The sequence below is a fragment of the Streptomyces niphimycinicus genome (genome assembly GCF_018883605.1).
Taxonomy (GTDB): domain Bacteria; phylum Actinomycetota; class Actinomycetes; order Streptomycetales; family Streptomycetaceae; genus Streptomyces; species Streptomyces niphimycinicus.
The window spans coordinates 1-13,351 of record NZ_JAHLEM010000616.1 but is presented as its reverse complement, the minus strand read 5'-3'; the positions used below and the strand labels follow the sequence as shown (position 1 = coordinate 13,351).

At 69.0% G+C, this 13,351-nt stretch carries 12 protein-coding genes and 3 pseudogenes; 7 read left to right on the top strand and 8 right to left on the bottom strand.

What is annotated here, in order from left to right; all coding sequences use genetic code 11:
• Positions 1-297 precede the first annotated feature (297 nt).
• Positions 298-477: a hypothetical protein gene (locus KN815_RS51045; RefSeq protein WP_253209487.1), complete on the bottom strand. Its 180-nt coding sequence runs from the start codon at positions 475-477 to the stop codon at positions 298-300.
• 84 nt (positions 478-561) lie between these two features.
• Entirely contained in the window at positions 562-3,015 is a 2,454-nt protein-coding gene (locus tag KN815_RS37910; RefSeq protein WP_253209486.1) for an Ig domain-containing protein, read from the bottom strand.
• A gap of 50 nt (positions 3,016-3,065) precedes the next feature.
• Between KN815_RS37910 and KN815_RS37905 the strand changes: the two genes are divergently transcribed.
• Positions 3,066-4,166 (top strand): ROK family protein, encoded by a 1,101-nt coding sequence (locus tag KN815_RS37905; RefSeq protein WP_216346367.1) that lies wholly within the window; start codon positions 3,066-3,068, stop codon positions 4,164-4,166.
• Here KN815_RS37905 and KN815_RS37900 read toward each other — a convergent pair.
• Positions 4,052-4,528: a nuclear transport factor 2 family protein gene (locus tag KN815_RS37900; protein ID WP_216346366.1), complete on the bottom strand. Its 477-nt coding sequence runs from the start codon at positions 4,526-4,528 to the stop codon at positions 4,052-4,054. The genes KN815_RS37905 and KN815_RS37900 overlap by 115 nt on opposite strands.
• Positions 4,518-4,859, bottom strand: coding sequence for a hypothetical protein (locus tag KN815_RS51040; RefSeq protein WP_253209485.1), 342 nt, complete (start codon positions 4,857-4,859; stop codon positions 4,518-4,520). Before KN815_RS51040 ends, KN815_RS37900 begins: the two co-directional genes overlap by 11 nt.
• A gap of 237 nt (positions 4,860-5,096) precedes the next feature.
• On the opposite strand from KN815_RS51040, the pseudogene KN815_RS37890 reads away from it, so the two are divergent.
• Positions 5,097-6,176, top strand: a pseudogene (locus KN815_RS37890) (PepSY-associated TM helix domain-containing protein); the annotation flags it as partial.
• Between the two features lie 32 nt (positions 6,177-6,208).
• On the opposite strand, the pseudogene KN815_RS52650 reads toward KN815_RS37890, so the two are convergent.
• Positions 6,209-6,495: pseudogene (locus tag KN815_RS52650) on the bottom strand (IS110 family transposase); the annotation flags it as partial.
• Between the two features lie 103 nt (positions 6,496-6,598).
• Positions 6,599-7,567, bottom strand: a complete 969-nt coding sequence (locus KN815_RS37885) for a GlxA family transcriptional regulator (RefSeq protein ID WP_253209483.1) — start codon at positions 7,565-7,567, stop codon at positions 6,599-6,601.
• Between the two features lie 123 nt (positions 7,568-7,690).
• On the opposite strand from KN815_RS37885, the gene KN815_RS37880 reads away from it, so the two are divergent.
• From KN815_RS37880 to KN815_RS37855, 5 genes are all read left to right on the top strand, one after another.
• On the top strand, positions 7,691-8,317 hold the full coding sequence (locus KN815_RS37880) for a DJ-1/PfpI family protein (protein ID WP_253209482.1): 627 nt from the start codon (positions 7,691-7,693) through the stop codon (positions 8,315-8,317).
• A 786-nt stretch (positions 8,318-9,103) separates the two neighbouring features.
• A complete protein-coding gene (locus KN815_RS37870) occupies positions 9,104-10,141 on the top strand; it encodes an ABC transporter substrate-binding protein (RefSeq protein WP_216346365.1) in 1,038 nt (345 codons plus the stop codon).
• Between the two features lie 56 nt (positions 10,142-10,197).
• On the top strand, positions 10,198-11,163 hold the full coding sequence (locus KN815_RS37865) for a FecCD family ABC transporter permease (RefSeq protein WP_216346364.1): 966 nt from the start codon (positions 10,198-10,200) through the stop codon (positions 11,161-11,163).
• 4 nt (positions 11,164-11,167) lie between these two features.
• Positions 11,168-11,998, top strand: coding sequence for an ABC transporter ATP-binding protein (locus KN815_RS37860; protein ID WP_216346363.1), 831 nt, complete (start codon positions 11,168-11,170; stop codon positions 11,996-11,998).
• A 180-nt stretch (positions 11,999-12,178) separates the two neighbouring features.
• Positions 12,179-12,370: a hypothetical protein gene (locus tag KN815_RS37855; protein WP_216346371.1), complete on the top strand. Its 192-nt coding sequence runs from the start codon at positions 12,179-12,181 to the stop codon at positions 12,368-12,370.
• Between the two features lie 148 nt (positions 12,371-12,518).
• Here KN815_RS37855 and KN815_RS51935 read toward each other — a convergent pair whose 3' ends face one another.
• Together KN815_RS51935 and KN815_RS37845 are read right to left on the bottom strand one after the other, a co-directional pair.
• Positions 12,519-12,959: a hypothetical protein gene (locus KN815_RS51935; protein ID WP_216346362.1), complete on the bottom strand. Its 441-nt coding sequence runs from the start codon at positions 12,957-12,959 to the stop codon at positions 12,519-12,521.
• Between the two features lie 83 nt (positions 12,960-13,042).
• Positions 13,043-13,351: pseudogene (locus KN815_RS37845) on the bottom strand (hypothetical protein); the annotation flags it as partial.

Here is a 13,351-nt window from a genome sequence, read left to right as displayed (position 1 = left end):
CGCGAGTGGCCGCGGGCAGCGCGTCAGGGTCGGTGAGGTAGGCCATGTCACCGTGCGCAACGAAGAACTCCGGGTCAGCGCTCTCGAAGACGATGACGCGGACGTCGGCGTCGTCCCGCACACGCGCGACGAATGCCCGGAGTGACGGCAGGAGGACCGCGTGCGGTGATCGCGTCGTCGGAGTCCGGCCCCGGCCGCGAGCGCGGGAGTGGGGTGTCGATCCGGCCGAAGCGGACGGTGTCCACGTGCAGCCGTGCGGGGCCGCCGAGGCCCCCACAGCACCTATCCGCGCGACCTCTAAGGACATGCTCTTTCCCTGGCGAGGCGGCTCAGCCCTTCGTGGCGCCACCGGCCCGGCTGCTGGACGAAGCACTTCTGGAACGCCGGGTAGAAGGCCAGGACGGGCAGTGTGGCCAGCAGCATGAAGCGAACATTGCCCCGAAGTCCTGCTTGGTAGGGGCCGATGGTGTGCAGCACGCGGCGTACGCCCTTTGGCGTACGCCGCGTGCAGGTCTCATTCAGCGTGACGGTGATCCACCGCGCGCGTCCGGCTCAACCGGGCTAATTGGCGACGTCGATCTCGTAGCCGTGCCGCGCCGGCGGTTGGCCGGAACTCTGGTATGCCGTGATCCTGAAACGTGCTGTTCCCGCCTTGGCGGGCGTACCCACGATCCCTCCGGTGTCGGCGTTGAGCACGAGACCCGCGGGCAGAACTCCAGAGGTCACCGCGTAGCGCGTGGTTGCCGGCGTGTTGGTCTTCACGGTCGCCTCGTACAGGTGTCCCTTGGCCGCCGCGGGCAGCGGTCCGGCGTCGACCTCCGGGGTCGGAGCGACGACGGGCTGGGGGGCGCCGACCGGCTTGCCGTCGGCGTCCAACTCCTGCAAAGACCATCGCTTGCCCAGCTCGACCGCGGTCAGGTGCCAGTTCGTCGTCAGGTCGCGGAACCGCGCCCGCTGCTCCGCGGTGAACGCGCCCAGGTTGCGTGCCGTCTCCCATTGCCGGATGGCCTCTAGCAGCCGCGTCGTGTTCTCACCGCCCGACACGAGGCTGGAGACCGAGCTCTGGAAACCTGCCCCGGCGTTCAGACCGGCGCCTCGAGCCAGCTTCCACTCCATGGCGAGCAGACTGTCCGAGCCTTTGAGGCTGATCCAGCCGAGCATTCCGGGGAGAAAGTTCGCCTGGAGGTACTTGTTGTTCTTGAACACCTGCTCCATCGAGGTGCTGCCGACTTCACCCCAGCTGGCCCGGGTCAGCGCGTCCCAGGTGTTGGAGGACATCCGGCTGGTCTCGGAGAGGAAACGGTCCTTGGCGTCGATTCGCCTGAACGTCGTGTTCACGAGGTGAGCCATGCCGTAAGCGCCCCAGCCGGACTCCGACGCCGACTCCAGGCCGTCCCACGACATACCGGTGATGCCGGTTTTGTTCCACGCGGTGGTCAGCCTGTCGCTGATCTCGTCGAGGACGGCATGGTTACCGATCGCGCCGCCGTAGCTGTTGGCCACGACTCGGGCGGCGCGGTCGCCCGCAGCGTGTGAGACCGCGACCGATCCCCATCGCGCGCGCTGTAGGCCGGTCAACTTCCACTCGTTTCCGACCTGTTCGGCCGCTCCGTAGCTGACGAATTCGTCCCCGATACGCAAGTAGCTGTGGTGCACTCCCTCAGCAAGCAGCACGCCGGAGTCGAGGTACACGGTGGTGTCGCCGACCGTCAACGGACGGGTGAGCGAGGCGCTGCCCCCCGTTGCGAGCCGGTCGTCGGCGGGTGGCGTGAGGTAGTCGTCTCGCGGGAACCAGGCCCAGTCGTAGGGCTCGTCGCCGGTGCTGATGAAGTCCGACAGGGTGTGTACGCCAAGCTGTACACCGTTGGCCTTGCCGATGTCCACGGCTGCTGCGGCCCCGGCGTCGCTCCCGCCCAGGCTCGAGTCGAACGTGTAGTGGCCGCTCGACTTCCATGGGCCGTAGCTGCTGGTAAGTGAGTAGACGCGGTTCATGCCGGCAGCCTTGGCGAATCGGGCCGCCGCCGGAATGTTGTCGGTCCGCAGGTCGCCGAGCACCAGCCACGACTGGCTGCTTGCCTGGGATGCCTTCTGCCACTGACCGTTCAGCCTCGGGTAGGGCAGCTTCTCGCCCGCCGCGATGTTGGACAGGATCGTCGGCGTCGCCTCAGGCGAGGCTCCGAAGAGTGCAATCTTGGAACCGGCGATCTTGCCGTCGCTGCCGGGCAGCGGCCCGACCGGGATCGGATAGCCCCCTACCTTGCGGTGGCGTTGCTTGGTGTAGTCGAAGGTGAAGGCGCGCAGTACGGAACCCCAGGGAGTCACACCTGCCGCGCTCCACTCCTCCAGAGAACCCACGCTCACGTGGTCCGGGTCGTGGTCGACCTCGCTCTCCCAGCCCATGTCCTGGTCCTCCTGCGGCCAGGCGCCTTCGGTACGGTCGGTCAGCGGACGGAGCCCGATGGCGAAATCGTCGTCGCGTACTGCCCCCACCGATGTGCCGACTGTCTTGGAGATCGACGTGGCCAGTGGGCCCCAGAGCAGGGTCTGCACATCGACGTCCTTCGGCGCGTCGACGGCGACCGCCTCGAAGGTGGCGTAGCCGCGCTTACCGACCAACTTCACCTGGATCGTCCAGTGCGCCGCCCTGTTCCGGAACGTGAGCGTCTGGCCGCCGGGTCCGGAACGGTCAACCGTGGTCGGCCGTTGCTGCTTGCCGTCGACGACCAGGCTGACCAGGGGTGCTGTATGACCGGGCGCGATATAGTCGACCCCGGTCCTGACGTCGTCCAGAGCTACGACCGTACCTGCCCTGTCGAGCTGGAGGTCCAGATAACCCGCCTGGATCTCGATCGACGGAGTCGTTCCGTCGGGCCGTGCTTTCGCCGGCTGTGCGCCGACTGCGGGCAGGATGCCGGCGGTCAGCATCGCGACTGCCACCGCGCCGGCCGTCCGCCGACGCCGTTCGGGTCTCCTCCGGGTGGGCTGGGATCTGACGATGAGGTTCGAGAACCGCATGATGGTGCTCCTGTCATCTCTCGACGGAAATTGCGCTGCACCGGCCGCTCATGCCGGTCATCCCCGAGGGGAATGCCCACCTGCTGCGGAGGCTCAACCTCGCAGCCACGGTGCGGGCGTTCCTCGATTCGACGTCGCTGACGGTCAGCGACGTGGGTTCGACCGTCGGAGTCTCCCGTCCGAGTGCCGAGGAACTGGTGGCGACGCTGCTGAACCAGCGCTTCGTCCGTGAGTCGCTCGGCCGCCCGAACGGCGAGCGGTCCGCGGGACGGCCGGCCCGGCGCTACGAGGTCGTGGCCGAGAACTTCGCCGTCGTCGGAGTCGGCATCGGCGCCCACAAGGTGGCCGTGGTCGTCTGCGACCTGCGCGGGGACGTCGTGGCGATGCGCAGACGCGGCGTCGACTCCGGCCTCGGACCCGCCGGGCGCATCGGGGCAGCGGCGCGTCTGGTGGAGGCGACCGTCCGGCAGACCGGGACGAGCCGGGAACACATCCGTTCGGTGGCCTGCGGCATCACCGGCGTGGCGGCCAACGGCTCGGAAGCCAATGACATGCGCACCGCTCCTGCGGGCCGGGACCTGGACGTCTATTCTCTCCTGGGCTTCGACAAGATCGACGTGGTGTCGGAGGTATCGAGGCGCTTCAAGCGCGACGTGCTGGTCTCCAACGACATCCACCTCGCGGCGGCGGCCGAGCAGTGGCGGGGCGCCGCCGCCGAGGCACGCGACCTCGTCTACGTGCACGCCGGCCGCCGCCTCGGGGCCGCGATCGTCATCAACGGGCAGATCCATAATGGACGCCGCGGTCTGGCGGCGTCCGTCGGTTCCATGAAGATCCTGGGGTGGGCCGACGCGATGGCGCAGCTCATGCACCACCGCCGTCTCGCCCGCGACTACGAACCCCACCCTCACCGCTCCGAAGGTGTGAACCCGAAAGTCTGTCGCCGTGCCTCGCGACGTCGGATCCGTGGGTTCGTGGTGAAGTCGCGAGGCCAGCGCGACGGCAGCGGGTGGACAAAGCCCGGTTGGGCCCGCAGTCACGACTGGTCGGAGTGGCTGAGACGCACCGTCTCTCCGCCGAATGGTAGGTGCGTGACTCGGCTGGCGAGGAGCCAGGTGTCGTCCTCGACCTTCCGGAATGTGTCCTCGTAGTGGCCCACGTTGGCAGGGAGCCTCGGGGGCACCATGGCATCGGTATAGCCGTCGACCCGGTAAGTGGCGAAGTAAGAGGTGGCGGTGGCCGCCGACGCAGAATTCACCGTGACCAAGATGTTCGTAGACATGCGGCGTGACAGCCGGTCCTTGGGCCGCGAACCGAAGTAGCTGCGGAGCGCCCCACGCCCCTCCACTCTGCGGTCGCCGTGAGGCCACTCCCACACCCCGTCAGGGGTGAAGAGGTCCGCGACACTGCTCGGATCTCCCAGGTCAAGGCGGCGCACGAACTCGACGATCAGACGCTCGCAGGCTCGCTCGGCGAAGAGACGTTCCATCGGGTCAAGGGCTTCAGTTGACATCTTCAATTGCTACCAGCCCTCCATGGGGCACCGCGATAGCATTTTGGCTCTCGATTCCCGGCCCGTGAATGCGAGACCATCTTCGACATGGCACGGCAGTCAGAGCCGCTCGGCGGCTCGCTCGTGCGGAGTCCGCGTAGCGCATCGCGGTCTTCTCATCGAGTCCGAACACCTCGGCGAGGTGGAGCGGATCGGGCCCGTGGGTCAGGGCCTCTTCGAGTTGCCGGTCGACGCGGAGCCGCTCCGGCGTCGCGTCCTGCCCGCGCATCGAGGCACTGATCCAGTGGTTGCTGACCCGGCTGGTCTTGGTGGCGGTCTGGTTGTTGATCAACAGGTGGAGATGCGCGGTATTCGGCCACCGGCTTCGCCGGTGCTCCAGCCAGTCCAGCAGGAGTGGCGGTCCGCGGGGAACGACACGAGCGCAATGTCGGCTCGGGCCTGTGCCCCATGGGGCCCTGGTAGGGCTCGCCCAGCGTGCCAGGTCTCCGGAACTTCTTCCTCCGGAGGTCCGACTACGACCCTGGTACGGCTCCGGCCGACCAGCATCGTCCCCAAGTCAGGAGTTCTCATGTCCGCCGAACCCGTCGCCGCCGACACCGATGACGGACCACAGTCGCCTGACGCGCCGCAGCCCGGCGCCGCGCCCCGGACATCGGACTCGGGTGCCGGTCCTCGTGGCTGGCCGGCCCTGCGCCCGCTGGTCCTGCGACTGCACTTCTCTACGCGGGCGTCCTCGTCGCGCCCTTCCCGCTCGTCGCCGCCGTGACCGGACTCCTCTACGCGGGCTCCCTCCAGGCCGAGAAGATCGTCTACGACCACGAGCTGCGGATCTCGGTCGGCAAGAGCGAACTGCCGCTCTCCCAGGAGATCGCCGCCGCCCGCAGGGCCCACCCCGAGGGGGAGATTGGCGCGATCCGCCCCTCCCCGGAGGCGGGCGCCACGACGCGCGTACTGCTCTCCGGCATCAAGGGTGCCGACCCCGAGCGCAAGCTGGCCGTCTTCGCCGACCCCTACACGGGGAAGGTACGGGGGCGCGCTGGAGCAGTACGGCACCAGTGGCGCGCTGCCGCTGCGCACGTGGATCGACGACCCGCACCGCAATCTGCATCTCGGCGACACCGGCCGGCTCTACAGCGAACTCGCCGCCAGTTGGCTGTGGGTGATCACCGGCGGCGGTCTGGTGCTGTGGATCGCGCGCCGCCGCGAGGGCTCGGCGAAGCGGAAGCTCCGCGCGACGGTGTTGCCGGACCGGTCCGCCACCGGCCGCAGGCGGACGATGTCCTTTCACGGCTCGGTCGGGGTCTGGGCGGCGCTGGGGCTGTTCTTCCTGTCCGCGACCGGTCTGACGTGGTCCACGTACGCGGGCGCGAACGTCACCGACTTCCGCGCCTCCCTCGGCCAGGCCACTCCCGCCGTCAGCTCCGCCGTCGGCGGCGAACACGCCGGACACGGCTCCATGCAGGGCATGGACATGGGCGGGTCGAGCGGAAAAGGTCGCGAATCCGCCGATGTAGGCGTCGACGCCGTGCTGAAGGCCGCGCGCGCTGAGGGACTGGGCAACCCGGTGGAGATCGTCCCGCCCGCCGGGCCCGGAACCGCGTATGCCGTCAGCCAGATCCAGCGTAGCCGGCTCGAGAAGCAGGACGCGGCCCGTTGCTGACCGTCGTCGCGGTCCTCGGCGATTTCACCAGTGGCCCGCAACGGCTGTAGGTCGCGGCACACACAGGCCTGGTCGGCGATGACGAACGCGTCCTTCGCGTCGGTGTTCCCGCTGCCCCGTAGGGCCCGGAGGCGTGATGGACGCTGCGGCCGGGGATGTAGAGCAGCTTCTGCCTGTGGCTGACCAGCAGCGCAATCCACAGTGCGGCGCCGCCGGCGTTGAGGTCCACTGCCCATGTGACGGGCTCGTCGTCAGCGAGGTCCAGGACGTCGCCGAGGAGCTGGAGCAGCTCGGTCTCTCGTCGGGCACCCGGCGCCCCACGCCGATGGCGGCAACTGCCGTGAGTCTCCTACCAGTTCACTCAGGCGGGGATCAACGATCCAGAACACCTACCGTTTCGGATCAATAGGTCAGGTGACGGCGAACATTCGGCGGTATTCACTTGGGGTGATCCCGGTGGCGCGGCGGAAGTGCTGACGGAAGTTTGCCGGGGTTCCGAGCCCGCAGAGCTGTGCGATGTGGTCGACGCCGGCGTCGGTGGTTTCGAGGAGCTCGCGTGCCCGGTCGACGCGTGCCACGTTGAGCCATTTGATCGGGGTGGTGCCGGTCTCGGCCGCGAAGGCGCGTGCGAAGGTTCGGGTGGCGAGTCGGGCGTGTGCGGCCAGGTCGGCTACCGTCAGTGGCTGGTCCAGGCGGGTCAGCGCCCATTCCAGGGTCGCGCCGAAGCCCGTCCTGTTCGGTGGGACCGGCGGTCGTGCGATGAACTGCGCCTGCCCGCCGTCCCGATGTGGTGCGGCGACGATCTCCCGCGCTACGGCGTTCGCGACGGCCGCCCCGTGGTCGCGGCGCAGGAGGTGCAGACAGAGGTCGATGCCGCTGGCGACGCCTGCGGAGGTGATGACGTCTCCGGCGTCGACGTAGAGCGCGTCGGGGTCGACCTCGACCTTGGGATGGAGACGGGCGAGGTCATCCGTGTGGCGCCAGTGCGTCGTCGCGCGCCTCCCGTCGAGCAGCCCCGCGGAGGCGAGTGCGAACGCTCCGGTGCAGATCGAGGCGATGCGGGCGCCGTGTCGGCGTGCCTGGGCCAGTGCGGCCACCACGTCGTCCGGTGCACCGTCGAGGTAGTCGCGGAAGGCCGGGACGATCACCGTGTCCACCGTGCTGACCGCGTCGAGACCATGCGTGGCGATGAGGGGCCAGCCGTTGTATGTCTCGACGGGGCCCGCTGTGCGGCCGCAGAGCATCAGGTCGTAGGGCAATCCCGGCTGGTCGAAGATGTGGAACGGTATGCCGACTTCCATCGGCAGCACCCGGTCGAGCGCGAGCACGGCGATGCGATGCCGCCGGACGAACTGCTCGGATGCCATCGGCACAGTCATGGCAGAAATCTATCGTGACCGGGCTCTTCTGCCGCTTCCCGGCGTTGTGGGGGCCCTGAATAGTGAAGACGTCCACATTCCTGTGGAACGAGGTCGATTGCTCTGCCGGGAGGGACACCGAGGATGATGAACGACGCGATTCCGTATCGGATCACGGTGCTGTTGTTCGAGGGTGTCGAGGAGTTGGATGCGGTCGGGCCGTGGGAAACGCTCCGGTTCTGGCAGGAGCTGACCGAACGCGACGTGGTCGTCCACACCGCGAGCATCGACGGACGATCTGTGCGCTGTGGCCTGGGGCTGACGGTCACGCCCGATGGCGCCATTGACGATGAGCCGAGGCCGGACCTGCTCATTCATCCTGGTGGCGCCGGCGTCGAGATTCTCCGGGAGGACCAAACGCACCTGTCACGGCTGCGGTCGCTCGCGGCCGATGGCACGCTTTTGGCGTCCGTGTGCAACGGCTCTCTGGTGTTCGCGGCGGCCGGGCTCCTGGCGGGGCTCCCCGCGACCTCCCATTGGAGCGAGATCGACGGCTTCGTGTCTCGGCATCCTGACGTCGATGTCCGGACCGGCCCCCGGTGGGTTGACACCGGGCAGATCGTGACCAGCGCGGGCGTGGCCGCCGGGATCGACATGGCGCTTCACCTCATCGACCGCCTCGAAGGCGCCGACATCGCCCAGAAGGTGTCCCACGTACTCGAGTACCCATGGTCGCCCGAGGCTTCCACGACCGTCCCGACGGAGAAATAAGGAACCAGAAGGCCATGATCAGGGCTTTAGCCCCGGCGTCACCGGCGTCACCGGCGTCACCGGCGTCACCGGCGTCACCGGCGTCACCGGCGTCACCGGCGTCACCGGCGTCACCGGCGTCACCGGCGTCACGATCCGCGCACTTGGCCCGTCTCCCACCGGGGTACCGTCCAGGACGAGCGCAAGCTGTACGACGGGATGCGGGCCGCGTGACCCCGTCCCGCCACCGCCCCTGCGACGCGACCGACCGCGTCGGCCTCTGGCGCCATCAACTCCCGGACATCCTCATCCCCCGTTTCACATCGAACTTCCGGCGTTGTATCAACCTCCGCGATGTCGCGGCGAGCTGGAGGACCGCTCGGGGACAGGCCGCACCCCCGGCGGCGGCAGCCCCTTCCACGCCGACCGTCGGTCCGACACCGCAGCGTTGGTCCGTGAGGGCCGCACCCTGACCTGCGTGGCCCCGCACCGGGGCAGCGACGCCTCGCGCACGCCACGTGGGCCGCGGGACTCGTCCAGGGCGACCACGTGCGCGCCGGCCTGGGGGACAGCAGCATCACGTGCCCCCGGTCGACCGCGAGCTGCTCTGCCGCTGCCCGGACCACTGTGTGCCGAGGGCGTGCTTCCCTCCCTCGCCCTGCCAGCCCGCTTGCCCAGCCAGCCCGGTCCCGGCCCAGGCCTTCGCGGAATAGTCCACGACTCCCCGGGAACTCACGACCACTTCGCCGCGACTACTGCATCAGAACTCTTCAGCCCATGAGCACAGCCTGTACACAAGGAGCCCACATGCCGATGAAACGGTCGGCCGCTGTCACCCTGACCGCAGCCCTCTGCCTGCTCACGGCGGCATGTGGCTCCTCGTCCGAGGACAAGGCGAGCGACAGCACCACCGAGGCCGCCGCCTCGAAATCCGGCTACCCGGTCACCCTCGACAACTGCGGTGAGAAGGAGACGTTCAAGAAGGCCCCCAGCCGGGTCGTCGTCATGAACGGCGCCTCGGTCGCCGAGGTCTCCACGCTTCTCGCCCTCGGCCTCCAGGACAAGATCGCCGCCAACGAGCAGACCTACGGAATGTCCGAGGTGGCGGACCGGGCCACGGCCATCAAGGACCTGCCCACCGGTGACATCAAGCTCAACGACGCCTACGACATCCCCCGCGAGGCCATGCTCGGCCTGCGCCCCGATCTCGTTCTGTCCGTCACCACATACGGCTTCGACCAGAAGAACGGCTTCGCCACCCGTGAGCAGCTTAAGCAGGTAGGAGCCAACAGCTACGTCTCCCCGCAGGGCTGCGACGATGACCCCTCCAAGATGACCGTCGCCGACAGCTACACGCTGCTCCGCGACATGGGAAAGATCTTCAACGTCGGTGACAGGGCCGAGAAGCTGATCGCCGAGTCCGAAAAGAACATCGCGGCGGTCTCCGAAAAGGTCAAGGGGCAAAAGAAGCCGAAGGTCATGGTGCTCTTCTCCAACATGGCGATGGGCAGCAACGACTTCAGCTCGGTCTTCAGCAAGGGAATCGCCAACGACATCCTCGCCAAGGCCGGCGGCTCCAACGCCTTCGAGAGCGCTTCCAAGGCCCTCTTCGCCGATCTGAGCAAGGAGAAGGTGGCCGCCACCGACGTCGACGCCCTCGTCGTCATCAGCTACAACGACCCCAATCCGGCTGCCTACGCCAAGAAGCTGCTCAAGGAGTTCCCCCAGTGGTCAGCCGCCAAGAACAACGCGTACGTCGTCCTGTCCGACTCGATGTACCTGGGCCCCAGCAACGACCTGGCGGTGGAGAAGATCGCCAAGCTGCTGCACCCCGAAGCGTTCTGACCAGGCTCAGGACTCCGCTGGCGTTCACGCTCCTGCCCGTCGCGCTGATCGTCACGATGATCGTGGGCATCAGTATCGGCGCTGTCAACGTCCCGCTGGACGACGTGTGGGGGATCGTCCTCCACCATGTCACCGGCGCGGGGGCGGCGCACTCCGACCCGGCGCTGGACCAGATCGTCTGGAACTTCCGCACCCCGCGGGTTGTCCTTGCGGCCCTGGTCGGCGCGGGCCTGGCCGTGTCCGGCGCCGTGCTGCAAACCGTGGTGTCCAACCCGCTGGCCGACCCCATCGTGCTGGGTTTCTCCTACGGTGCCACGCTCGGCGCGGTGCTGGTCATCACCCTGGGCGGCGGCGCGGCGCTGGCCGGGCTCGGGGTGTCGGCGGCAGCCTTCCTCGGCGCGGTCGCCGCCGGCGCGCTGGTCTTCGCCCTCGGACAACGGCGGGGACGCCTGGCGCCGACCCGGCTGGTGCTGGCCGGCGTCGCCGTCGGCTACGTCTTCCTCTCGGCCACGAGCTATGTGCAACTCCAGGCGACACCGACCGAGTTGCGGACGGTCATGTTCTGGATGCTGGGCAGCGTATCCGGCGCACACTGGGGCCAACTCCCCACGGTCACCGTGGTGGTGCTCGCCACCACTACGCTCCTCAGTCTCTTCGGCCGGCGACTCAATGCCCTGCTGGCCGGTGACGAGTCCGCCACCGCACTCGGCGTCGACGTCAACCGGCTGCGCGCCGTGCTCCTGGTGCTCGCCGCACTGCTGACCGGAACCGTCATCGCCGTCGCCGGCAGCATCGGCTTCGTCGGCCTGATGATCCCGCATCTGGTGCGCCTGACCACCGGCGCCGACCACCGCCGCCTGCTCCCCCTGACCGCCCTGCTGGGAGCCGTCTACCTGGTCCTCGTCGACCTGCTCTCCCGCACCCTCAACCGCCCCAACGAAATCCCCCTGGGCATCCTCACCGCTCTGCTCGGAGCTCCCTTCTTCCTGTGGCTGCTGCGCCGCAACAAGGGCCTGGACTGACACCATGAAACTCACCGTCGATCGGCTCCATGTCACCCTGGACCACAACCCGATTCTCCGGGATGTGAGCCTTGAGGCCCGTGAGGGCGACATCGTCGGCCTCGTCGGCCCCAACGGCAGCGGCAAGTCAACCCTGCTGCGTGCCGTCTACCGTTCGCTCCGTCCGGCGGACGGAGCGGTCAGGGTGGGCGAGGACAACGTGTGGGAGCTGTCCCCCCGCGCCGCTGCACGTCGTACGGCCGCCGTTCTCCAGGACGCCGGCGGCAACACCACCGGCCTGACCGTCACCGAGATCGTGGCCCTCGGCCGCGTCCCGCACCACGGGCTGCTCGGCCGCGACGGAGCCGAGGACCGCGAGGCCGTCTCCGACGCCATCGACCGCTGCGGAGTACGGCCCTTCGCGGACCGCGACTACGCCTCCCTGTCCGGCGGCGAACGACAACGCGTTCTACTGGCACGGGCGCTGGCGCAGAGTCCACAACTCCTGGTTCTGGACGAGCTCACCAACCACCTCGACATCCGGGCCCGGTTCGAACTCCTGGACCTCATCCGCGCCACCGGCATCACCACCCTCGCCGTCCTGCACGACCTCGACCTCGCCGCCCGTCTCTGCGACCATCTCGTCGTCCTGCACGACGGAGCCGTGGCGGCGGCGGGACCGGTCCTGGAGGTGCTCACTCCGGACCTCCTCGCCGACGTCTTCGGCGTCCGCGCCGGCACCGAACGGCATGCCGACGGCGTCATCCGCATCACCTACGCGGCCCAGCCCCTCCCGAACGGCGGCGAGAGCCCGGAGCACAACCACGCCCGTCTCGCCGAGACCGCCGAGCGCTGAAGCGGAGGTGAGTTCGCGTCAGGCTCCCGAGGTGCGTACGGGTTCCGGGCCTCGCCAGCGCCCCCTGGGCAGAGGTGTGCACGACGTGCGACACCGTCCGGTACCCCACGGTGACGGAGGCGCTGCGGGACCAGTGCAAGCACATGCGGCCCGAGCAGCCACCCCCCACCCCGCCGGGAGATGCGCGATCATTCGGGGGCGTCGGATCAGGCACCGTCGACAGTCACCCGCCGTGCGGGCCGGGCTGCTCGCCTCCGCCCCGCCCGCATGGGCCTGCTGCTGAGCGCGATCCCCGCGTCGCTGGTGCTCGCGGTCTACCTCTGCGTCGCGGGGGATCCCGCCCCATGGACCGGTGGGCCGCTGGAGCTCTGACGATGGACACAGGACACGCACCAGCAGCCCACCCTCCAAGACCGGGCGGTCGTCGCCCGACTCGGGCACTTCCTCAACGCGGTGTCGGCCCGCTTTCGCCGGGGGCCGGTCGACGGCGCACGGCAACGACGGTGGCGCGATCGCGGCGTCACTTGCTGATGAACGAGAGGACCTCACGCACTACGGCCTCGGGGTCCTCTTCCGCGAGCCAGTGGCACTGGCCGGGCCAGAAGTCCGCGTGGATGTGCGGCGTGCCGGTGTCCACCGGGGCGGGGTACTTGCCGTGGGTGGCGTACCAGTCGCAGGGGACCGGAGGAATGTCCAGGGTGGAGTCGTTGGCACGGTGGATGTCGGAATTGGTGGGGATCCACCAGCCGTTGCCTTCAGCGAGCTTCGAGTCCCACATGCCGCCGAGCTTGGCGGTCATCCAGCCGAAGCCGCCCCAGGTGCGGTACGCCGCCATCGGCCAGCCTGGCCAGGAGTCGGTGCCGGGGCTGTTGCCGTACCCGCCGCGGTGCCCGCCGCCGCCCGTCGCCAACTGGCTCTGCCGGGACGTCCGGTGCTCGACCCGGCCCACTTTCCCGACCATCCGAAGGAGAGTGGCGGCTCTCCCGGGCCGCCGCGGCCGAAGTCGGCCGACGGCGCCGAGGCCGCCTTCCTCGTGCGAGGCGATCAGGCCGGGGTGTGCCCGGCTGGCCCGTCTGCCGGGACCCCGTCGGGCGCGACGGGTGTGCCGCGGGAGGCGGCGATGGCCAGACAGACCCGGTCACGTGTCATCGGCATGGTGTCGAGCCGAACCCCGGTGGCGTCCCGTACCGCGTTGGCCAAGGCGGCAGCGACCGGGAGGAAGGGGCTCTCGCTCATCGACTTGGCGCCCAGGGGTCCGAGGGCGTCGGCGGTGTCGGCGAAGTACACCTCCGTGCGCGGCACATCGGCGAACTCCGGGATGTGGTACTCGCGGAAGGTCGCCGTGGTGACGTG